Genomic DNA, 22,193 nt, shown 5'->3' on the forward strand with positions numbered 1-22,193 from the left:
GGCGAGGAAAATCAGCGGGGCACGCCGCCTTGACGATTCAGACGGCCAAATCCTTAACGGGCACTCCTGGAGAGCAGGACGCCAGTCCGTTTTGTCGGGATTCGGGCAAGAACGCCCTCTTCCGCCCCGCGGGCACCTTGCCCCCAAACGGGGAGGAAGCTGGCACGCGCGGAACCGTTGGGAATCCTGGCGAGCCGTCATCCCGCGGGCCGCTTCCAGCAACGAAGCGGGTCAGGCGGGAATCACGACCAGAGCCACATCGCGCGGCCTTGCCTCAGAGCGCGCCGGGCTGGCTGGCATAGAACTGCTGCAGGAATGCCTGTCGCGCCGCACCGTTGTCCGCGGCGCTGTGCGGGTGCGCATCGATGGTCTGGCGCAGCAGCCCGCCGGCGGAATCGGCGACGGCCGGCCACGTCGGCCGACCTTCGCCGTTCGGGTTGCCGTGCTTGATGAACTGCGCGAAGTAGCCTTGCAGCATGCGCGACGTCTCGCGGTCATCCGTCGTCCACGCATAGACGGGATTGCCGTCGAGGTTGCCCAGCGCGTACTCGATCTCGGCGCTGTGCACCGCACCGGCATCGGCGGTTTCGCCCGCCGCGGGATGCCGCTTGGCCGGTCGCGGCTGGTCGTAGTAATAGAAATACACCGGTGCATTGCCGGTGTGGCGGGCCAGTTCCATCCAGCGCCAGGTGCTGTGCGCGATGAACATGTCGCCCGCCAGCGCGGTGCCCGAGCGCTTCACTGCCTCCTCGTCATTGCCCGGATACAGCGCCAGCGCACGCGGTGCCTGCGCGCCGAACAGGCGCTCGAGCGCGGCGCGGTAGTTGGCGGGCGCGGGGGCCTTTCCATCGAGCAGGCCGACATACGAACCTTCCTGCGAATTGCTGCCCAGCAGCAGCGGCACGGCGGCCTGTGCGCCGCGCGCGAAGGTGGCCGCTGGCGACTCGGTGAGGAAATAGCCGTCCACATCGGGTGCGAACCGGGGCGTGGACTTGTCCGCCGTGGCCTGCAGCAAGGCATCGGCGGGCATGGCGCGCAACGCCGCCAGCGAATCGGCGCCCACCTGCGCCATGAACTTCTCGCCGCGCTGTTGCGCCACGGCCAGCGACAGCGGCGCCAGCGGTGCGACCAGCGCGCCACTCTCGCCGATGGCACCGGCGATCACCTCCCTGGACAAGGGCGAGGCCATCAACGCGCTCACCGACATGGAGCCGGCCGACTCGCCACCGATGGTGATCTTCGCGGGATCGCCGCCGAAGCGGGCGATGTTCTGCCGCACCCAGTGCAGCGCCGCGTTCTGATCCAGCAAGCCGTAGTTGCCGGCCGCGTGCTGCGGCGATTCGGCGGCGAGCGCAGGCAAGGCCAGGAAGCCGAACACGCCCAACCGGTAGTTCACCGTCACCGTGACGATGCCCTGCGCGGCCATGCTGGCACCGTCGTAGCGCGGCTCCGACGCATCGCCCGCCACGTAGCCGCCGCCGTAGAAATACACCAGCACCGGCAGCTTGTTCCCGGTCGCTTGCGCCGGCGCCCACACGTTGAGGTAAAGGCAATCCTCGCTGACGCCGTCGCTGCGAAACACCATGTCGCTGAAGATGGGACGCTGCATGCAGCGCGGCCCGAAGCGCTGCGCCTTGCGCACGCCCGACCACGGCGCCACCGGCTGCGGCGGCTTCCAGCGCAACGCGCCCACCGGCGGCGCGGCGTAGGGAATGCCGTGGAACTCGTGCAGGGCGACGTCGCCCTCGGTGCTGCTGTTGCCGGCAATAGTGCCCGCCGTCAACGACACGGTGGGTGCCGTCGCGCCGGCGGGGAGCGCCGTGCAGGCCAGCATCATCATCGCCACGGCAGCGGCGCCACGGTGCAGCGGGTGGCGCCATACGGGAGAGAGTTTCATCGGCGGGGATCCTGATGGAGAGTCCCGGCAGCGTAAAACATTCTGGTGTGGACGGTAGCGTTTTCCATGGAAATGCGCGGCGAACGCCACTACGGGAGGGACGTCAGCGCCGGTGTTTACGATCTTCATCGCGGCGTGAAAGGCATCGCGACTGAAGTCGCTCCCACAGGCCTACAGTTGCTCGGCGGCTTGCGACGACAGCCAGTCGAACACGCGCTGGCGCCAGGGCCGTTCACGCCATTGCGCCAGCGTCAGCTCGTGCGAACGCGCGATGTCCTGGTCGATCACCTCGGTCATGTGCGCGGCGAAGGCGTGGTCGTAGATGTTGATGTTGGATTCGTCGTTGAGCTGGAACGAGCGGTTGTCGAAATTGGCCGAGCCGCCGATGGTGAGGTAGCCGTCCACGATCATCAGCTTGTTGTGGAACAAGGCGGGCTGGTAACGGTAGATGCGCGCGCCGGCCTGCAGCATCGCGCCCCATTGCGCCTGCGAGGCGTTGCGCACGATCGTGCTGTCCACATGCGGGCCGGGCACCACCAGCCGCACGCGCACGCCACGCTTCAGCGCATCGCGCAGTGCGGTGAGGGTAAGTTCGTCGGGCACGAAATAGGCCGCCTCCAGATCGATGCGGCGGCGGGCACCGTTGATCGCCATCAGGTACATCAGCTGCATGTTCTCGCTGCCGCCCTCGGGCGAACTGGCGAACGCCTGCACCGCCAGGTCGCCCCGCGCCGGTGTCTCGGGGTAGTAGTCCGGACCCAGCAAGGCTTCACCGGTGGTGGCCAGCCAGTTGTCCCCGAAGATGGCCTGCATCTGCGCCGCGGCCGGCCCATCCACTCGGAACTGCATGTCGCGCCAGCGATCCGGTTGCAGGCCGTTGCCCTCCCACGCATCGGCGATGCCCACGCCGCCGTTGAACGCCACTTCGCCATCCACGATCAGCAGCTTGCGGTGGGTGCGGTTGTTGATGCGGTCGAGCGAGTACCAATGCAGCGGATGGAAATACTCGAAGCGCACGCCACCGTCGCGCAGTGCATCGATGGCGTCCTGTTTCATGCGGGTGGAGCCGAGCCAGTCGGCCAGCACATGCACTTTCACGCCGGCCCGCGCGCGTTCGGTCAAGGCCGCGATGAACTGTTTCGAGACCTCGCCCGACCAGTAGATATAGGTTTCCATGTTGATGCTGTGGCGGGCACTACGGATCGCCGCCAGCATCGCGGGAAAGATTTCCTCGCCGTTCTGGAAATCCGCCACCGCGTTGCCCTCGCTGACGCTTGGCCCCAGCAGCGTGCCGAGCTCGCGCCGGAACTGCGCGCTTTCCACCGCACTTACATGGCCCAGCCGCTGCTCCAGCTGGTTTTCCTGCGGCCAGACGTTGAGCAGGATGATGCCGGTCAGCGCCGCCCCCAGCGCGCCGATCAGTATCCAGAGAAGATGTCGTCGCCACCGAACCGCCACGGTCATCGTGCTCTTCCCCGGTGTCTTCATCGCTGTGGACGGCTCGCCATTTCCTGCCCCTCCGCGACGACTGCCGCCGCTGAAGGTGTGGATCTAGCAGGAACCAACCAACTCGTGCGCAAAGGATTGCGCCGCCTCCATGGCTTCGTCCTCGCTGGCAAAGTGCTCCGCCGGTACCGTGCGCAGCGAGCCGTCGGGGAGCCTCACTGTGGCGCTGAACAACCCGTCGTCCTGCCTGTTCAGAATCGCCGCGAAGGATTTGCCGCTGTCCTCGAAGGCACGTTCCTGATGGACCTGGCTCATGGGGTGGCCTCGCAATTCGATGGTGAAGGCACATCAATGCCACAGGCCCGTGGCAGGCAACGTGAAGAAGAGGCCTGCAAATACCGCGGTTTTTGTTCACGCCGTTGCAGCCGATCCACGACTACCCGTTAACTCGACGCCCGATACGGTAAACGCCCACCCCACAACGGAGCGTGCCATGTCGAAAGGTGACAAATCCTCCTACACCGACAAGCAGAAGCGGCAGGCTTCGCACATCGAGAAGAGCGAGAAGAAGGAAGGCAAGTCGGAGAAGACCGCCGAGCGCATCGCCTGGGCAACGGTGAACAAGCAGGACGGCGGCGGCAAGAAATCCTGATCCGCAAATCCTGATCCGCCGCGCCGCCCTCGCCCCGATGGATCGCCGGCTCAGCGCGCGTGCTGCAACGCGTAGTCGATCGCCGCGCATACCGCCGCCACCTGCGCGGCGTTGCATTGTTCGGGCGTCGCGCGCGGGCTGTCGGGGTAGACCTCGGTGGTGGTCTTGTAAGGCGCATCGGTGATGCCGGCGCACAGGCCCAGCGCCTTCAACGCATAGGCGATCACGCCCGGCCCCACCACGGGCGAGCCGATGATTTCGCCGCGGGCATCGGCCGGTGCGATGTGGGTCACCTTGGCCACGGCGTCGATGATGGCCTGCTGGAACGCCGGCTGCGGATGCTCGCTGTCGTCCACCAGATAGAAGCCATCGGGGATTTCGCCGGGCACGTACGCCACGCCATCGCGGGCGGCCAGCGCGGGGCGGAATTCCGATTCGTCCGTGTCCGTGGTTTCGTGCAGGTCGACGTGCACCAGCACGCGATCGCGGAACGGCGCCACCAGCCGCATCAGCGCCGCCGATTCCTGCGCCGGGCTGTTGTCGCGAAACGAGCGGTTGGGATCGAGCGCCCGCATGTTCCATCGATGAATCCGCTCGTAGCCCCAGGGGCTGACGCAGGGCACCACCATCAGGTTGGCCTTGCCCGCGTAATCCGCCGCGTGCCGGTCGGCGAACTGCAGCGCGCCGTGCACACCACTGGTCTCGTAGCCGTGCACGCCGCCGGTCACCAGCACGCAGGGCAGCGCCTCGCGCCAGTCGCGGCTGCGGATGGCCAGCAGCGGGTAGCTGTCCGGCGGGTAATCCAGCTGGCCGTAGGGGATCACGTCGAAACGCGAACGCAGCGCGTCGACGGCATCGAGCACATCGGCCCGGTAGCTGCGCTGGACGCGCTGGCGCGATTGCCAGGCCGCCACTTCCGCCTCGCCCCACGGACGGCCGGGCGTGCCGATGGGATAGGTTGACTGGCTTGTCGTCATGCGCATGCTCCCGGCGTGGAAAGCCACGCACTGTAGCACCGGGTGCGGAACCGCCGGGTCAACGTGGCGGCGCGGCACCATGCTCTTCGCGTCGCCGGATGGGCTAGATTGTTCGACGGGAATCGCCGCGCGGCGCGGGTGATGGAACCGGCATGAACGAACAACTGCTTTTCAACGTGGTGGATCTGGCCGGCACGTTCGCCTTCGCGATCAGCGGCGCCACCGCGGCGCGACGCTGCCAGCTCGACCTGTTCGGCATCCTCGCCATCGCCTACATCACCGCCTGCGGTGGCGGTATTGCGCGCGACGTGATGATCGGCGCGATCCCGCCGGCCGGCCTGTCCGACTGGCGCTACCTGCTCACCGCGGTGATCGCCGCGCTGTTCACCATCGCCGCGTATCCCTGGGTGGAACGGCTGACCTACCCCGTGCGCCTGTTCGACGCGATGGGCCTGGGCCTGTTCGCGGTGTACGGCGCGCACAAGGCGCTGTTGTTCGGCCACAACGCGGAGGTGGCGGTACTGCTGGGCATGGTCACCGCGATCGGTGGGGGCATGGCGCGCGACGTGCTGCTGACCCGCGTGTCGATCGTGTTGCAGAAGGAGATCTACGCACTGGCGGCGCTGGCCGGCGCCGCCATGACGGTCATCGGCGAGCGCCTGGGCTGGCCGCCGGTGTGGGCGACGTGGCTGCCGATCCTGTTCTGTTTTTCGCTGCGTTTCCTGTCCCTGCACCGCCACTGGAACCTGCCGCGGTTCGGGCGCGATCCGGACGCCTGACGATACCTCAGAGCTTGTCGGGGCCCTGGCGCAGCCATCGGTCGATCATCGGCCTTTCGTAGCGCAGCGAGTCGTTGTCGCTGATGCCGGCGTGGTCCATGAAGGACATGTCGCGCAGAATGCGGTTGCCCTGGCGCAGCACCTTGCCGTCGGCGCCATACAGCGTGAAATCCAGATCGATCCGCGGCGGATAGCGGCTCTTGATGATGCGGATGGTGCTCAGGTGCGGCCCGTGCCAGGGCTCGTATTCGCCGGCCAGGTCCACGTCCGTCACCGTGATGTCCAGCCGCTGGCCCGGCGCCAGGATGCGCGACGCGCGCTGGGCGATGTAATCCTTGAGCGGGTTCAGATAACCATTGGCATCGATCGGATGCGCGAACGCGCTGCGCTTCGTCTCGGTGAACAGCTTCGGGTCGGTGTAGTGGACGGTGACGTTGGTCGGTGGCGGCGGTGGCGGCGCCGCGCGCACGCTGGCGCAGGCAAGCGTCAGCACGGCAAGGGCACTGAGCAGTGGCGCGGGGAAAAATTTCATGGCGGTCTCCCGAATCGGGTCAACACAGCGTCCGGCGGGGAAAGCGCTGAGGCGCGGCCGGGCCCGGTCAGTATACGTCCGTTCCCCGCATGCCCGATGAATCCGCACCGTCGCCAAATGCCTTGGACGCAGGCGCATCCTCCGCGGCCTGCCTGCTCGCCAGGGGACCGGCCCACCCACCAAGGGCAGGACCGGCCACTTGCCGCGGATGGCTACCGCTGCGTCTGGTCGCGGCATTCCAGCGGCAGCAGTTTGGCGGGGACGTCACCCGCGCAGGACCAATGCAAGGCGCCCTCGGTCACGTAGGGCGTGAGTTGCAATACGTGACCCTGCAGCGGTGGTTTGGCGAACCCGACCGCCAATACGCCGTTCTCACCCAGAGTAATCGTCGCGGTGCTCTGGTTCCCCACGAACGGGGGCATGTTCATCTCTTCCATCGACGCGGGCCACTGCTGGTGGCTCGCGCCGTACCGTGCCACGGCATCGCGGTACGGCGCACTGTCCGTCATCGCCGTGCGTGATGCCACACGGCCCGTATAGTCCCGGTAGGCGGGTAGCGCGATGGCGGCCAGGATGCCGATGTAGGCGACCACGAACACGCCGCCACCGATACCCAGCCCCGGCACACGCGGCATGAACAGGCAGATCAGCCAGGCGAATGGATTGCGCCGGCCCAGCACGGGTTGGCGTCGGTCGGGCAGCGCGTGCAACCACGCATGGCGCTTGTTCAACCACGGATAGTCGCCAGCCAGTTCATGCAACGACATCCAGAAACCCGGTGAAGGCGCCGCGCTTGCGCTGTATTCGGCCAGATTCACCGAACGCCAGCGCCGCTTGCCCGCCGCCAGCGCAACCAGACCATATTGCGCATCCTCCGGATGGTCACAGACGGCGAGGCCATGGCGATCGCAGGTGTACTCGCGCGCCCGCGAGTAGGCCGCGCCGATCAGTGGCAGGAACAGCGCGGGGGCCAGCACCGTCGACCAGGTCTGGTGGTTCTGGCGCAAGTGGCCCAGCTCGTGCCCGATGTAGAAATTCAGCGCGTCGGGCCGATCCTCCATGCTGTCGACCACGTCCGACAGCAACACCACGAAACTGCGGCCGAGGAATTTCGTCGCGAACGCATTCAACACGCCGTTGCCGTTGACCAGATAGGCCTCGGGCACCGACATCCCCAGTTTCGCCGCGCACTGCTGCAGGCGCGCATGCAGGTCCGGGAACTGGCGCGCGTTGATGGGAATGGCATTGCCCCGCAGATGCGCTATCAGGGCGGAATGGGCGACCAGCGCAAACAGCGCGAACGCCAGCAGGTACAGCAGCGCGATACCAAAGGTGCCGAGTATCAGCACCAGCCAGATGACAACGGACAACACGAGCGCAATGACGCGCAACGTCGCCTCGTTCCTGTAGACGAGTTCGTTCACCGGATTTTCCCCTGTTTTGGCGCATCCCCGACGCGCCATCGCAGTCTACCTAACCCGCAGCAATAACGGGGCATTGCCCGAAACCTTGCCACGGCCTGCACGCGAGGCGGACCACACTCGCCGTTGGTCCGGCTGCCCGGCGTTTCGATCCAGCTGCCGCCCGGACATCCGCGCCACCCACCCGGAGGATTCCACCATGCAAAAGTCCCTGTTCAAACTCGCACCGCTGGCCATCGCCGCCATGCTCGTCTTCTCCACCGCCGCCACGGCCAAGGACGTTTCCCTCAGCGGCGATTTCGCCGGTGAGCACGGCGCCGCCGGCCAGCCCTCGGGGCATGTGGCGGCCACCCTCGACACCACCACGCACCAGCTCAAATACACCATCGACTACAACGGCCTCAGCGGCCCCGTCACCATCGCGCACTTCCATGGGCCGGCCAAACCCGGCGTGGAAGCCGGCGTGATGAAACTCATCCCCGGCCCGTACAAGACCGGCATGAGCCATACGGTGACCATCGACGCCGCAACCCAGTCGGCCATGCTCGACGGCGCGACGTATGTGAACCTGCACACCAAGGCGCACCCGAAGGGCGAGGCGCGCGCGCAGATGAAGGTCGACGAATCAGCGGGGATGTAGCGCGCCACGGCGGATCGACACGCCGCGAGCATCCCGTATGTGGCAACGGGGCGAGTCGCCTGCCGATTCGCCCCGCTTCACCGATCGCCGCGCAACTGATGGACCAGGATGCGGAAGTAAATCAGGTACAGCGCCGTCGCGCCCAGCGGCAACGCATACCAGGCGTACGACTTCGCCGCCGCGCCGTGCCAGTGCAGAAACAGCACGATCACCGCGCTCAACGCACACGTGCCGGGCAGCACAAACAACGACAGGTCCAGCACCCTTGTCTGCGCCCGTCGAAAGTTGCCGCCATTGACCAGGCCGCCAGCGGAAAAGGCGACCAGCATGAACAGGTAGAAGGCCAGCATCAGCTGCCCGAACGTACCCAGCAAAGTCCATCCGATCGACATCGCCACTCCCCTGACCCGATACCCACGTCCGACTGGCGAGCCGGACCGTTCTTCATGCTTGCGCCGCTCGCCCAATCAGGCCGGCGCGGCACTTTCCGCCCGGTTGCGGCCGTGCTGCTTGGCGGTATACAGCGCCGCATCGGCACGATGGAACAGGCTTTCGGCCGTATCGGCCGGCGTGACGCTGGCCACGCCGCAACTGATGGTGATGGGCAGGTCATCGATCAACGGCGCGCGTGCCACGTGCGCGCACAGCGCGTGGGCCTTGCGCAGAGCGTCGTCGAGCCCCGCCTCGGGCAGCACGATCACGAACTCCTCGCCACCCCAGCGACCCAGCGTGTCGCCATCACGCAAGGCCTGCCGTGCGCGCAACGCCAGCGCCTTCAGTGCCCGATCGCCCACCGGATGGCCGAAGCGGTCATTCACGTCCTTGAAGTGGTCGATGTCGATCATGATCAGCGCGAAGCCGCTGCCGTAGCGCTCGAAGCGGGCGAGTTCGTAGCCAACCACCTGCGAGATCCGTCGCCGGTTGGGCAATCGGGTCAGTTCGTCGGTGTGCGACAGCGTCGCCAGTTCGTCCATCGTCAACTGCGCCACCTGCAGGCGTTGCTGATAGCTGGAGAAGAAATACAGCGCCGCCACCAGCACCGCCGAAACCATGTGCAACTGGATGGTGAAGTTGGCGAACCGCGGCGACGGCGACTGCAGCAGGTAAGGCAGGCTGATCACCAGGAACAGCGCCATGATCCCCAGCGAAATGCGCAGGCTGGACTTGTGCCCGGCCACGATGAAGGCGAACACATAGATCACCGGAATCCACAGATACAGCGGCTCCAGGTCAATGCGGCCGCCGTAGGAGGGGAAGTACAGCCGCAGCACCATGCAGGCCGCGCAGATGCCGGTGGCAAACAGCAGGCACATCATCTCGACCACCCGCTCGGGCAGCATCCGCCCGCTGACCGCCGCAAACATCAACGGGTGAAAGACGAGGTTCGCCACAAACACGTCGCGCAGCGCCGGTGAGGAGATGCCGCCCAACGCCATCAGCGTCCAGGCCAGCACCGTGCTGATCCAGGCCAGGCTGAAAATCGCCAGCATCACGACGCGCTTGTGCTCCCGGCCGGCGTAAGGCTCGGGCCGGCGCTCGCCGTTCGGGGGCGGCGCGGCAGCGTCGATATTCAGTGGCATCGGGATACGTTCGCACGGCACGCGGAAGGGCCATGCGTCGTCGATTGCCGACAGTCGCGGGGGACTGACAAGTGCGGCGCGACTTCGGTCATCCTGGTGTCCCCCGTTGCCAAGTCGATGGCGACGCCGCCCGATGGCGACGACAGCCACGGGCGAAGCATGCCTTCCGGCTGCGAAAAAAAACAGCTTGCGCGCCGCGCCTCCCTGTCTTGCGCGCGGCGGAACGGTGCAGCGTGGGCCTGCGCCACATCGACCGTGCGAGGCGGAAAATCAGGGCGCGCGCGGGTCCAGCGCGGTCGGCGTGGTGTTCACCAGCGGCACGAAATTGTCGTCCGGGGTCACCTCGCGCTTGCGGCGGGTGAAGCGGTACAGCGCGTAGGCGGCCAGTGCGCCGTCGAGTACCGCGAACCACACGAACAGCAGCTCCGGCCGCAGCAGATACATCAGCGCGCCGGCCAGCAGCGGCCCCACCGCCGAGCCGACGCCGTTGACCAGCAGCACGGTGCTGGAGGCCGACAGCAATTCGTCGCGGTGCAGGTAATCGACCAGGTGCGCCACGGCGATCGGATACAGGGTGAAACTCATGCCGCCAAAGACGAAGATCACCACCATCGCCACCGCCCCGCCGGCCGCCGGCAGCAACAGGTTGACCACCGCCGCCAGCGCCGCGACGACGCTGATCAGCGACAGCGCCAGGCGGCGGTCGATGCGGTCGGAAAAGCGCCCCAGCGGCCATTGCAGCACCACGCCGCCGGCAATCGCCGCGCTCATGTAAGTGCCGATGTCACCCGCCCCCAGCCCGCGTGCAGCGGCATACAACGGCAGCAACCCCCAGAACGCGCCGAGCACCAGTCCGGAAATGAATGCACTGACCAGCGCCGTGGGCGCCAGCCGGAACAGGCGCCTGACCTGCACCTTGGGCATCGAACGCAGCTGGGGTTGCGGCTGGGTGGTCAGCACCACCGGCAGGCTGGCGGCACAGAACAGGATGGCGACGACACAGAACAGCACGAAGCCCTCGCCCGGGATGCGCAAAAGCTGCTGCGCGGTGGCGCTGGCCGCCAGGTTCACCATCATGTAAACCGCGAACACCGAGCCGCGATGTGCCGGCTCGGCCACCGCGTTGAGCCAGCTTTCGATGATCGCGTACAAGCCGACCAGCAGCAGGCCCTGCAGCACGCGCAGCACCAGCCACACGCCGTAGACCGGATCGAGCGCCTGCACCAGCACCACCACCGCCACCAGCGATGTGCAGAACGCAAACGTGCGGATGTGGCCGATGCGATGCGTCAGCCGCGGGATGGTGTAGGTGCCAAGCAGGAACCCGGCGTAATAGGCCGACGTCAGCACGCCGATCATGGCCACGGAAAACCCCAGCGCGCGCCCCTCCAGCGCAATATGCGTGTGCAGCAGGCCGACTCCCATCAGCAGGAAGACGGTACTCAGCAGCAGCGGTGTCGCGGTGCGGATGGTGGACAGCATGAGGTAGGCAGGCGATGGGCAGTGCGCGCCGTACCGCCCATGGCAGGCTTTCGACGGCGACGCGGAAAAGGGGAGCAGAGGCAGCCGGATGATCCGGCCCGCCCCTACCTTACAGGACAGGCCGCAACGGCCTGGGCGGCGTCGGGCATACGGGTTTCGTCCGCACAGCTTAGGCCGCCGCGCGGCAACCGGGACTGAACTTTTGGCGGACGCCCCGGGCGCCGCCGGCGCCTAGTTGCCCGCCGTGCTGCGGCCGAGCGTGGCGGCGCGATTCAAGGCCGATTCGGCCGCGCGCTCCTTGCCCAGCTGCTGATAGGCATGGGCCAACCCGGTGAAGAAGCGGGGCTCCTTGTCGTACAGGCGGATGGCCTGGCGATAGTGCTGCGCGGCCGCCTCGTAATCCCCCTCCCTTGCCGCGCCCTCGGCCTGCACGAACGCGAAGTAGGGGTCCTTCGCCTGGATCTTCTCCAGCCGCCGTGCGTAGGTGGCGCGTTTTGCCTCCTCGCCGCCATCCCGGTAAAGCGTCATCAGGTTGACCAGTGCGCTCGAGTTTTCCGGATCCAGTGCCAGCGCCTTCAGGTAGTCGCGTTCGGCGGTTGCGCGGTCGCCCTTGCGCAGGCTCAACACGCCCGCGTTGGCCCAGGCGCTGGGATAATGCGGGGCCAGCTGCAACGCCATCGCCATGTACGGATCGGCCACGGCGGGCGAGGCGCCCACCAGCAGCTCGGCGGCACGGTTGTTGTAGTACAGCGCCAGCAGGTGCTCGTCGGTAATCCGCTGGGGCGGGCTGCGCGCCACAAGCAGGTCCCGCGCCACATCGATCGTGTAGTGCGACTGACCGATCAGGATTCCCGCGTTTACGTGGTTGAAGCCGTAGACGATGTCCCGCTCCGCGCGCCACGACACGACATCGACAAGCTCCTGCCCATAGGCATCGAGGCCCGCTTCGCGCGCCAGCGCCACAGTCAGCAGGGTGAAGGTGAGGCAGTTGGCCTTGCGCGCGCGATACGCCTGTTCGACGGTATACGTGGCGTCGACCGCGTACTCCATGCCCAGGCCGGTCTTCTTGAACAGGAAACCCGCCAGCCGCTCCAGTCGCGATCGCCGCGAGCCGCCCCCGTCAATCACCTGCGCCTGCAACTGCGTGCGCAACTCGGGCGGCAGCGCCATGACCTGTTCGGGGCGCGGCATGGGGGGCAACACCGGCGTCACCGGTGCAGACGGGGCAACAGTCGAGGCAACAGCAAGCAACGCTGCGTACGCCAGAATGACCATGTCGAAACCTCCACGCCTGGGGAGGGGCGGGAATGGTTACTGGGGTCAGTCTAACCTTTTCGAGGGCCTTGGCTAGTGCTGCCACGAACGGGCCGGCAGCCGCCGAAAACCGGGCCATCCAGCCCGCCGGACCAGCAGATCGACACGCCAGCGCAACATGACCTGGGCGGCAAAAAAACAGGGGCGGCGCGCGACTTCCGGAAAAGCGCGCCCCGCCCCTGTCGGGATGTCACAGATGACCTGCCTGCAATCAGCCAGCGCTGGCCTGCGCGTTATTGGCGCTGCCGGCAAAATCCACCACCAGGGTGACACGGCGATTGGACGCGCCCGCATCGCGCGACTGGCCGCGATCCACCTGGCGGTTGCTGTCCTCGCCATAGCTCACCGCGCGCAACTGATCGGCTGACAGGCCGGTGCCTACCAGATAATCACGCACCGCCTTCGCGCGTTGCTCACCCAGGCGATGGTTGTAGCTTTTGGAGCCAGCGGGGTCGGCAAAGCCTTCGACGGTGACGGTCGCGCCGGGATAGTGGCTGCTGATGACCTTGGCGAAATCATCCAGCAAGGGTTTGTCCTGATCGCGCACGGTGGCGTCGTTGAACGCAAAGTGCGCCGCGGTATCGACCCGTACCCGGCCGCCCATCTGGGCGATCTGGGCGTCGTATTTCGCAAACCGCTGCTGCATTTCCTGGGTCAGCGAATCGAGCTGTTGCTGCTGCTTCTGATCGTTGGCTCGCAACTCGGCGATTGCCGAATCGAAGTCCGCCTGTTTCACGTAGTGGGTGCAGCCACCCAGCGCCACGGCCGCAATAAACAGCGGAACGGACACCTTTCGCATCGTCGAGTTGATCATGGCTTCTCCTCGGGTAAGGAGCCGGTGGCTTCAGACACAGACGCAGCCATCGGCTCGGGCGTCGTCCAACCTAGCATCGCCACGCCGCGGAAATATTTACATTGCCTGACTCGGGGAGCCGCGCCCGGCAAATCCTGAACCGGGCCCGAAAATGTGCATCGGCCGTGCCGGACCGGCAAAAACACCGCTCCACCCCCGCCTTGTCCGAGGTGCAGGCCGGGCTGATGGCCCATCCAGCGCAACCGCTGGAGACGTCTAAGCGGCCGGGGGAAGAAGCCCCGGCACCGTCACCTCGGCGGCGGCCGCGTATTTGATCACCATCAAGATCATCAACAGCATCGCCAGCAGAACCCCGATGGCACCGATACCGAGGAACGGCTCAAGCGCCGCCTCGGGCGCCGCATTGCCATAGAGCAGCAGCAGACCGGCAAGCAGGACCACCGTGGCGGCCTGGTGCAGCACGAACTGCACCTGGGCAATGGCCCTGCGCGGCTGGTGCAGCCAAAGCCGGTGGATCAGCCCGTACACCAGCGACACCACGAAACCCACCAACAGGATGTGCGCGTGCGCCACGTACTCCGCATGATTCTTCGACGCGGCCATGTAGATGCCCACGCCCATGCCGACCACGGCATAACCCAGTGCCCACACCAGATACTTTCTGTCGAAACCCATGACGCTCCCCCAACCCGGATGCACGCCGGCCAACACGGGCCGACCGCGGTCGTCCATCAGACTCGTCGCTTGCAAACGGCAGCGGGCAGGACGCCCGGCAAGTGTACGCACTTCAAAATGCGGCAGCGTTCATGGCGTTGGCGGCTTTCCACTGCCGCTTCATGCCGGGACGAAGCCGGCATGCTCGGTGTGCATCTCGATGCGGTTTCGGCCGCGGTGCTTGGCCTGGTACAGGGCCGCATCGGCCTTGGCCATCAGGGCCGGCAACACGTAGCCGTTGCCGTCGCTGGAGGCCAGCCCGAAGCTGGCTGATATCGCGCCTTCGACAATCTGTTCGTCGAACAGGGTGGTGGCGATGGCCGCGCGAATCCGCTCGACGATCGCCATCGCATCGCCCAGCGAGCACTCCGGCAGCACCAGCCCAAACTCCTCGCCGCCCAGCCGTCCAAACACGTCGATGGAGCGCAGATGGGTCTGGCACAGGGCCACGATCCGGATCAGCACGGCATCGCCCGCCGCGTGCCCGTAGGTGTCGTTGATGCGCTTGAAGTGATCCAGGTCGATGACCACCACGCAGACGTGGCGCGAGGATTTTTCCGCGTAACGCAATGCCTGTTCGGCCTCCCACACGAAATGCTGGTGGTTGAGGATGCCGGTGAGGCTGTCGCGGCGCGCCAGCTTCTTGAAGCGCAGCTGCGAGCGCTTGAGCCGGATCAGCCATAAGCCGATCGAGGCGAGCACGACCAGCAGCAAGGCCAGGTAGAGCCGGCTGGCCTCCATCGCCTTGCGGTCCAGCGCCTGCTGCAACTCCAGCAGGCTGTTCTGCTTGCCCAGTTCGGCCACCTGCAACTTGTGGATCGCCAGTTGCTGGTGAACGGCATGGTAGGCCAGCGCGATGGCCTGGGTGTTGTTGACCGAGCGGAACTCCACGTCCTTGTAGTGCCGGTAATAGTCCAGCGCGGCGCGGTAATCGCCGGCCTTGTTCTCCACTTCGTAGAGCACCCGATAGACGTTTTCCGACAGCCCGTCGAAATCGCCCTTGGCATCCATCGCCAGCGCCGCCAACGCCCACCGTTTCGCCGACACCACATCGCCGCTGACCCAGTACGCGTAACCGAGCGTGCTGCGAAGCACATAGACATGCGCGCGGTAATTCTGCGCAATGACACCCGGCGTTATGCGCTTGAGCAAAGCCAGCGCCGCGCCGGCATCGCCCACGTCCGCCTGCCGCCGGGCAAGATCCAGCTGCACCGTATTGGCGTAGATCGGCTCGCCGGCCGCGACACAGGTGTCGATCGTCTTGCGGTAGACCGGGTCGGTGGGCGGCAGGTCGCCCTTGGCGTTCAAGGCGCCGAACAGGTAGACATAGGGCCGGCAGAGCGATTCGCCCGGCGGCGTGAATTGCTCCATCTGCCGGGCATACTCGGCCGCCGGCTCCGGCTGTTCGGCCGAGGCCATCAGCTGGGACAGTTGCGACAGCACCACGTAAGTCGCGTGGCGGTCGTGCAACCGCGGCAACACGGCCGACAACTGCTCGGCCAGCGCAAAAGCCTCGTCATAGCGGTGCTGGATCGCCAGCATGTTGAGCAACATGCCGTTGGCCAGACTTTGCTGATCCAGGCCACCGTGGGCAACGACCTCGCGAAGCAGCGGCTCGGCCTTCGCATACTGCCCCTCGAACAGCGCCTCCCACGCATCCAGCAGGCGCAGTTGCCCTTGCTGGTCGGACGACAGCATCGATTGGCGGCGGTGGAGCTGGTCCAGCATCTGCAGAAAGCGCGGGTGATCCTTCGCGCGTATCGCCTTGGCCTGCGCCAGCAAGGTTGCCGGATCCACCGCCGGCGCATCGGCCAGGCTCGCGGTGCCGCAAAGAAGCAGGGCGACGGCCAGGCCGAACACGCCCAGGCGTCGCCGCCACGCGATGGCTGGTGGATTACGCGCCATGGGGCGTCTGCTGTGTGGCGGAATCCCCGCGCCCTGCCCGCGGACCGCCCACCGGCAACGTCGCACCGGCCACGACCATCCGACGTCTCCTTGCGCTGGTCCGATTCGATGACCTCATGCGGCCCCTGCCCCGATGCATCCCCGCACCCCGGGTTGTGTCGCCCATCTTACCCAGCCGTCGCCATAAAGCGCAGCACGCCGCATCGCCGCGGGGCCGGCGGCGGCGGGAACTGGCCCTGACACCGTGTTTTGTTTCATGCTCAGCCGTTCGGGCGGCCGCCGGTGCGGAGCGGGAAATCGTCGCTACACCCTGACCCGCGATCAGCGCCCCCGGTCCTTGCTCACCCGACCATCCACCGACTACCCAAGGGGACATCCCATGCGTCATCTCATGACCGTCGGCCTGTGCGCGCTGGCCACCGCCTTCGCCGCCGCGGCGCCAGCGAACGCCGCCGACCGGGCGATCCGGCTCACCGTCGATGCCGGCAAGCCCGGCGCCACCATCGATCGCCACCTTTTCGGCCAGTTCGCCGAACAGCTCGGCCATGGCATCTACGGCGGCATCTGGGTGGGCAAGGACTCCGCCATCCCCAACACGCGCGGCATCCGCAATGACGTCGTGGCCGCGCTGAAGGCGATCAAGGTGCCGAACGTGCGCTGGCCCGGCGGCTGCTATGCGGACAGCTACCACTGGCGTGACGGCATCGGCCCCGAGCGCACCACGCGCGTCAATACGGCCTGGGGCAACGTGGTCGACTCCAACGCGTTCGGCACAGACGAGTTCATGGACTTCGCCCAGCAGGTCGGCGCCGAGGCTTATATCTCGCTCAACGTCGGCTCCGGCAGCGTGGCCGAGGCGCAGGACTGGATGGAGTACATGACCGCCGACCAGCCCACCACGCTGGCCAAGCTGCGCGCTGCCAACGGCCACCCCGCGCCCTACCGCGTCGCCATGATGGGCATCGGCAATGAGAGCTGGGACTGCGGCGGCCTGATGACGCCGGACGAGTACACCGCCGAGCTGCGCCGCTACGCCCGCTTCGTGGGCAGCTACAACGCGAAGGAGCCGTCGCTGAAAATCGCCGTCGGCCCCGGCACCGACGACACTGCCTGGACCGAGGCGGTGATGAAAACCTGGAAGGAACGCCACGGCTGGTCGTTCGACATCCAGGGCCTGTCGCTGCACTCCTACACGATCTACGACGGCTGGCCACCGCACATGCCGTCCACGAACTTCGACGAATCGGCCTATGCGCACGTGATCAAGGAAACCCTGAAAATGGGCCCGCTGATCGACAAGCAATCCGCCGTGATGGACAAGTACGATCCGCAGAAAAAGATCGCGCTGGTGGTCGACGAATGGGGCGCCTGGCTGGCACCGACGCCGGGCACCAACCCCGCCTTCCTGATGCAGCAGAACAGCCAGCGCGATGCCATCCTGGCGGCGCTCAACATCAACATCTTCGCCCGCCACGCCGACCGCGTGCGCATGGCCAATATCGCCCAGATGATCAACGTGCTGCAGGCGATGATCCTCACCGACGGGCCGAAGATGGTGCTGACGCCCACCTACGACGTGTTCAAGATGTACGTGCCATTCCAGGACGCCACCTTCATCCCCGTCAGCTACGACGCCGGCTCCTACGTGCACGGCGACACCACGTTGCCGCGCCTCGACGCCATCGCCGCCAGGGGCAAGGACGGCAGGATCTGGCTGTCGCTGACCAACCTCGATCCGAACCGGCCGCTGGACGTCGACACTGCCGCGCTTGGCTTCAAGGCGACATCGGCGGACGGCCAGACCCTCAGCGCGCCGAAGGTCGACAGCGTCAACACCTTCGACCATCCGCGTACCGTGTCGCCCAAACCGATCAGCGGCACGCTGAAGAACGGCGCCATCGTGCTGACCCTGCCACCCGCGTCGGTGACCGTGGTGTCGCTGCAGCCGTAACCGCCCGGGGCTGCTCCATCGCGGGGCGGCCCCGTTCGGATGCATCATGCGATCTTTACGGCCGGTGTCGGCAATTACCTATCGTGCAAACTCACAGGAAGGGACAGCAATGAAAAGACGGGATTTCTTGCGGACGGGCCTGGTACTCGGCACCGGCGCCGCCACCTCCACGCTGGCATTCGGAAAGGGCCTGGCCGCCGCATCAGCCGCCGAGGCCATGGCGGCCTCATCGGCACGGCCACGAATCGAGCCGGTCCATTACAGCTTCCCCAAGGACTTTCGCTGGGGCTGTGCCACGGCGGCCTACCAGATCGAGGGCGCCGTCAACGAGGACGGGCGCGGCAAGACCAACTGGGACATCTTTTCCCACACGCCCGGTCAGGTGGCCAACAACGACAACGGCGACGTCGCCTGCGACAGCTACCACCGCTACCCCGAAGACATCGCGCTGCTGAAAAACCTGGGCGTGCGCAGCTACCGCCTGTCGATCGCCTGGTCGCGCATCTTCCCCGACGGGCGCGGCAAGCCCAACCAGAAGGGCGTGGATTACTACAACAAGGTGATCGACGCCCTGCTGGCGGCGGGCATCGAGCCCCACGTCACGATGTTCCACTGGGATCTTCCCGCCGCGCTGCCCGGCGGCTGGCAGAACCGCGACACCGCCTATGCGCTGGCCGACTATTCGGGCTACGTCGCCAGCCAGTTGTCCGACCGCGTCCATCACTTCATGACGGTGAACGAGCTGCGCTGCTTCACCGACCAGGGCTACGGCTCGGGCATCAAGGCGCCGGGGTTGAAACTGCCCCAGGCCGAGGTCAACCAGGTGCGCCATCACGGCATCCTGGGCCACGGTCTGGCCGTCCAGGCGATCCGCGCGCACAGCAAGCCCGGCACGCAGGTGGGGCTGGCGGACAACACCGTCTTCTTCCTGCCCGCATTCGACACGCCCGAGCACGTCGCCGCCGCGAAAAAGGCCACGCGCGAGAACAACGCGATGTTCATGACGGCAATCATGGAAGGCCGCTACATCGACGAATACCTGAAACAGGAAGGCGACGCCGCACCGAAGGTAGAACCCGGCGACATGGCCATCATCAGCAGTCCCCTCGATTTCGTGGGGCTCAATATCTACGCGCCCGAATGGGTGCGCGCCGATGACGGCCCCACCGGCTACAAATACATTCCGCACCTTCCCTCGTCGCCGCGCATGGCCTCGCCGTGGCTCGTCGTGGGTCCCGAAGTCGCCTACTGGGGCGTGCGGCTGACCAGCGAACTGTGGAACCCCAAGGCGATCTACATCACCGAGAACGGTGCCTCCGCCGACGACCCGGTCACCGACGGCCACATCGACGACGCCGACCGCATCATGTACCTGCGCAACTACGTCGGCCAGTTCCAGCACGCCGTCGCCGAAGGCTATCCACTGAAGGGCTATTTCCTGTGGAGCCTGCTGGACAACTTCGAATGGGCGGACGGCTACGGCAAGCGCTTCGGCCTGCACTACGTCGATTTCGCCACGCAAAAGCGCACCCCGAAACTCAGCGCCGCCTGGTACAAGGAAGTGATCCGGCAGAACCGGGTGGTGTGACAAAGTCCGGGCGATAACGCATCGCCTCGAAGGCAACGGCGCTTGCTGTTGCCTGTTCCTGACACGCGGAGTCGACATGGACGTCGATTTCGTCAACGTGGGCGACGGCACGGCATGGGTGCGCAGTCGTCTTTGTAAAACACGTGATGCCAGGGGCGCCAACGTGCCGGTGATGGGCCTCGAGGCTAGACCCCGTGGCCCTCGTCCGGCCATTTCCCAACCGCCTCGGTCCCCGCCTGCCGCGCAAGTTCCTTGATTCTGAGCGCGCGCAACTGTTCAGACTTTTTGAGTCCTTCGCGTGCTTCCTTGATCACTTCGTGGGCCAGGTTCTGGCTGGTGTGATGCCGTTTCGCGTCGATGGCGGCGTCCAGCCGTTGCTGGGCTGACCGGATCCCTTTATCGACCCGGTAAAGAGGAGCATGCGGGTTGGTGGCCAGCGGTGGGTCGTAGCTTTTCGTCATGGTTTTTCGATATGTGAGACGCGAGCCCGACACATCGACGCGAAGCAAAACGCCCTCATCGTTTGGGGCTCTCGGCGGTGAACGGAGAACAGCACGGCTTGGTGACGGGCTGGAATTCCATCAGTTCCACGCGGGTGCCGTCCGGGTCGTAGAGGTTCGCCTGCCACTTGCCGTCCTTGCCCATTTGCGGGCCGTCGTGGCGCGGGCTCAGGCGGTTTTGATCGATCAGCGTCGTCACCGCCGCCTCCATGTTTGGCACGCCCAGCGAGAGGTGGTTGAGCACGCCCAGTTGATGGGCATCGACATGGTCAAGCGGGGTCGTCGATCCCGGCCCCACCATCATGTACTCGAGCCAGTCCGTGCCGTCGGGCACCTGCTGGGAGATCCAGTCGACGGCGCCGTCCTTCATCGCGCCGTGCCAGTAGGGACGAAAGCCCAGCATATCGCGGTAGAAGGCATCTTCCTTTGCGCGGTCGTGGACCAGGTAACCGACATGGATGATGCGCCCGCTGATCGCACCGGCCACGGCCGTGGTGTCGCTGGTGGCGGGCTGCACGAACTGCACTTCGTTGCCTTCCGGGTCGTGCACCGAGAACCACGCGCCCTCTTCGCCACGGTGCAGCGCACTCGCCCCGGTCACGCCATGCGCCAGCAGATAGGCGCGCAGGCCTGACGCGTCGACGGTGTTGTACGCCACGTGCGCCAGCATGCTCTTGCCGTGATGCGCCGGTGCGGGCAGTACCTCGACGAATTGCCGCGGGCTGAAGTAATAGCGCACGCCCGCGGCTGTCTCCGGGTCCGCGCCCTTTTTGGCGCCCAGGATCACGGTGTAGAAATGCTCGCTGGCCGCGCGGTCGGTCGAATAGACGGCCAGATGCGACACGCCCGTAATCGCCGGACGCACGTCCTTCGCCAGGGCTGGGCTTGCCGCTGCGCCCAGCAGCATTACCCCGGCCATCACCACCGCGCCGAACGCGAATTTTCTGCCCGTCATGTTGCTTCCCCGATGATGGTCTTGATCACAGCGATTGCAGATAGTCGCGGCATGCCGCCAGCGATTTCATGATCGGCTGGATGTGCGGCGGCTCCTGCTCGACGAACGCATGCACCACGCCGGCCTGGCGTGCGGCGGTGAAGATCGGCGGCCAGTCGATCACGTCGCCGGCGCCGATCACCCCGCTGGCGAAATCGCTGCCATAGGTGCCGGGCGCGGGTCGCGCCTTGAGGCCCTTGATGTGCAGCAGGCGGATCCGGTCCGCATGCTTTTTCAACAGCGCGATCGGATCGACGCCACCGGCGACCGCCCAGGCGACATCCAGCTCCAGCTTCACCAGCGCCGGATCGGTGTGCTTCAGGATCACGTCGTAGCCGCGCTGGCCGTCGTAGTCGGCGAATTCGATCGGATGGTTGTGATAGCCGAGCTTCAGCCCCGCCGCCTTCGCCAGCGTGCCGACCCGGTTGAGCTCGGCCGCGTTCTTCTTCCAGGCGTCGAGCGTCATGGCATCGCGGATCGCCGGAATCCAGTCGCCCTGCCCAAGTGGTTTGTCCGGCCGTGGTGAGGACGCCACGATCCACTGGACGCCCATCGCCTGCGCCTCGGCGATGCGGCCGGCGGCATCGGCGAACAAGTCGCCCATCGAGAAATGCGCGCTTACCGGCTTCAGCCCGGCCTGCACGATCGCCTGGCGAAACGCCTGCGGCGTGCGTCCGTGCAGGCCGGCCGTTTCGATTTCGCGATAGCCCAGCTTCGCAAGCTGCGCCAAGGTGCCCTCGAAATCCTGATCCAGCTCGGCCTTTACCGACCACAGCTGCAGGCCCAGCGGCCACGGATAGCCGCGCCCGGCCGCCCACGCAAAGCGCGGCAACACACTTGCCACCGCACCGGCGCCCACTACACCCAATACGCCCAGCATCTCGCGCCTCGTCATCGTCATGCCGTTCTCTCCCTTGCTGCCGGCCGTCGTTGCGACGGCCGTGCGCGAAAACCATCGCCTCCGGCAGCGCAAGCCCTGCCGACGGCGTCAGATGTGGCGCCAACAT

Annotated in this window: 20 protein-coding genes and 1 pseudogene; 5 read left to right on the top strand and 16 right to left on the bottom strand. The window is 66.3% G+C overall.

Features of this window, described 5'->3' with window-relative positions; genetic code table 11:
* Positions 1–274: 274 nt before the first annotated feature.
* The 3 genes from UU9_RS03695 to UU9_RS03705 all read right to left on the bottom strand — a co-directional run bounded on the left by UU9_RS03695 (position 275) and on the right by UU9_RS03705 (position 3,658).
* Positions 275–1,897, bottom strand: coding sequence for a carboxylesterase/lipase family protein (locus UU9_RS03695; protein ID WP_007080375.1), 1,623 nt, complete (start codon positions 1,895–1,897; stop codon positions 275–277).
* Positions 1,898–2,068: 171 nt separating this feature from the next.
* Complete coding sequence (locus UU9_RS03700) at positions 2,069–3,361, bottom strand: phospholipase D-like domain-containing protein (protein WP_007080376.1); 1,293 nt, start codon at positions 3,359–3,361, stop codon at positions 2,069–2,071.
* A gap of 87 nt (positions 3,362–3,448) precedes the next feature.
* On the bottom strand, positions 3,449–3,658 hold the full coding sequence (locus UU9_RS03705; RefSeq protein WP_007080377.1) for a hypothetical protein: 210 nt from the start codon (positions 3,656–3,658) through the stop codon (positions 3,449–3,451).
* A gap of 178 nt (positions 3,659–3,836) precedes the next feature.
* Between UU9_RS03705 and UU9_RS18230 the strand changes: the two are divergent.
* Positions 3,837–3,992: pseudogene (locus UU9_RS18230) on the top strand (HupB); the annotation flags it as partial.
* A gap of 53 nt (positions 3,993–4,045) precedes the next feature.
* On the opposite strand, the gene UU9_RS03715 reads toward UU9_RS18230, so the two are convergent.
* Positions 4,046–4,972: a M14 family metallopeptidase gene (locus tag UU9_RS03715; RefSeq protein WP_007080379.1), complete on the bottom strand. Its 927-nt coding sequence runs from the start codon at positions 4,970–4,972 to the stop codon at positions 4,046–4,048.
* A 152-nt stretch (positions 4,973–5,124) separates the two neighbouring features.
* Between UU9_RS03715 and UU9_RS03720 the strand changes: the two genes are divergently transcribed.
* Positions 5,125–5,751: a trimeric intracellular cation channel family protein gene (locus UU9_RS03720; RefSeq protein ID WP_007080380.1), complete on the top strand. Its 627-nt coding sequence runs from the start codon at positions 5,125–5,127 to the stop codon at positions 5,749–5,751.
* Positions 5,752–5,758: 7 nt separating this feature from the next.
* On the opposite strand, the gene UU9_RS03725 is transcribed toward UU9_RS03720, so the two are convergent.
* Complete coding sequence (locus UU9_RS03725) at positions 5,759–6,283, bottom strand: DUF3016 domain-containing protein (protein ID WP_007080381.1); 525 nt, start codon at positions 6,281–6,283, stop codon at positions 5,759–5,761.
* Between the two features lie 212 nt (positions 6,284–6,495).
* On the bottom strand, positions 6,496–7,707 hold the full coding sequence (locus UU9_RS03730; RefSeq protein ID WP_007080382.1) for a M48 family metalloprotease: 1,212 nt from the start codon (positions 7,705–7,707) through the stop codon (positions 6,496–6,498).
* Positions 7,708–7,903: 196 nt separating this feature from the next.
* Between UU9_RS03730 and UU9_RS03735 the strand changes: the two genes are divergently transcribed.
* Positions 7,904–8,344, top strand: coding sequence for a CHRD domain-containing protein (locus UU9_RS03735; RefSeq protein WP_007080383.1), 441 nt, complete (start codon positions 7,904–7,906; stop codon positions 8,342–8,344).
* Between the two features lie 77 nt (positions 8,345–8,421).
* Here UU9_RS03735 and UU9_RS03740 read toward each other — a convergent pair whose 3' ends face one another.
* From UU9_RS03740 to UU9_RS03770, 7 genes are all read right to left on the bottom strand, one after another.
* Complete coding sequence (locus UU9_RS03740) at positions 8,422–8,736, bottom strand: hypothetical protein (RefSeq protein WP_007080384.1); 315 nt, start codon at positions 8,734–8,736, stop codon at positions 8,422–8,424.
* 75 nt (positions 8,737–8,811) lie between these two features.
* Positions 8,812–9,924, bottom strand: a complete 1,113-nt coding sequence (locus UU9_RS17230; RefSeq protein WP_007080385.1) for a GGDEF domain-containing protein — start codon at positions 9,922–9,924, stop codon at positions 8,812–8,814.
* A gap of 270 nt (positions 9,925–10,194) precedes the next feature.
* Positions 10,195–11,406, bottom strand: a complete 1,212-nt coding sequence (locus tag UU9_RS03750) for an MFS transporter (RefSeq protein WP_007080386.1) — start codon at positions 11,404–11,406, stop codon at positions 10,195–10,197.
* 231 nt (positions 11,407–11,637) lie between these two features.
* A complete protein-coding gene (locus UU9_RS03755) occupies positions 11,638–12,597 on the bottom strand; it encodes a transglutaminase-like domain-containing protein (RefSeq protein WP_007080387.1) in 960 nt (319 codons plus the stop codon).
* Between the two features lie 334 nt (positions 12,598–12,931).
* Complete coding sequence (locus UU9_RS03760) at positions 12,932–13,534, bottom strand: OmpA family protein (RefSeq protein ID WP_007080388.1); 603 nt, start codon at positions 13,532–13,534, stop codon at positions 12,932–12,934.
* Between the two features lie 255 nt (positions 13,535–13,789).
* The gene (locus UU9_RS03765) at positions 13,790–14,209 is read right to left on the bottom strand and encodes a DUF4084 domain-containing protein (protein ID WP_040670187.1); all 420 of its coding nucleotides are present in this window, start codon (positions 14,207–14,209) and stop codon (positions 13,790–13,792) included.
* Between the two features lie 159 nt (positions 14,210–14,368).
* Positions 14,369–16,153, bottom strand: coding sequence for a tetratricopeptide repeat-containing diguanylate cyclase (locus tag UU9_RS03770; protein WP_007080390.1), 1,785 nt, complete (start codon positions 16,151–16,153; stop codon positions 14,369–14,371).
* A 379-nt stretch (positions 16,154–16,532) separates the two neighbouring features.
* On the opposite strand from UU9_RS03770, the gene UU9_RS03775 reads away from it, so the two are divergent.
* On the top strand, positions 16,533–18,104 hold the full coding sequence (locus tag UU9_RS03775; protein ID WP_040670173.1) for an alpha-N-arabinofuranosidase: 1,572 nt from the start codon (positions 16,533–16,535) through the stop codon (positions 18,102–18,104).
* 109 nt (positions 18,105–18,213) lie between these two features.
* Entirely contained in the window at positions 18,214–19,692 is a 1,479-nt protein-coding gene (locus UU9_RS03780) for a GH1 family beta-glucosidase (protein WP_007080392.1), read from the top strand.
* 185 nt (positions 19,693–19,877) lie between these two features.
* On the opposite strand, the gene UU9_RS03785 is transcribed toward UU9_RS03780, so the two are convergent.
* From UU9_RS03785 to UU9_RS03795, 3 genes are read right to left on the bottom strand one after another with little or no spacing between them, the layout of a single operon-like run.
* Entirely contained in the window at positions 19,878–20,153 is a 276-nt protein-coding gene (locus UU9_RS03785; protein ID WP_007080393.1) for a hypothetical protein, read from the bottom strand.
* Between the two features lie 55 nt (positions 20,154–20,208).
* Entirely contained in the window at positions 20,209–21,147 is a 939-nt protein-coding gene (locus UU9_RS03790; RefSeq protein WP_007080394.1) for a VOC family protein, read from the bottom strand.
* Positions 21,148–21,172: 25 nt separating this feature from the next.
* Positions 21,173–22,087, bottom strand: coding sequence for a sugar phosphate isomerase/epimerase family protein (locus UU9_RS03795; RefSeq protein WP_007080395.1), 915 nt, complete (start codon positions 22,085–22,087; stop codon positions 21,173–21,175).
* Positions 22,088–22,193 lie beyond the last annotated feature (106 nt).

This window comes from Rhodanobacter fulvus Jip2 (genome assembly GCF_000264315.1).
Taxonomy (GTDB): Bacteria; Pseudomonadota; Gammaproteobacteria; order Xanthomonadales; family Rhodanobacteraceae; genus Rhodanobacter; species Rhodanobacter fulvus.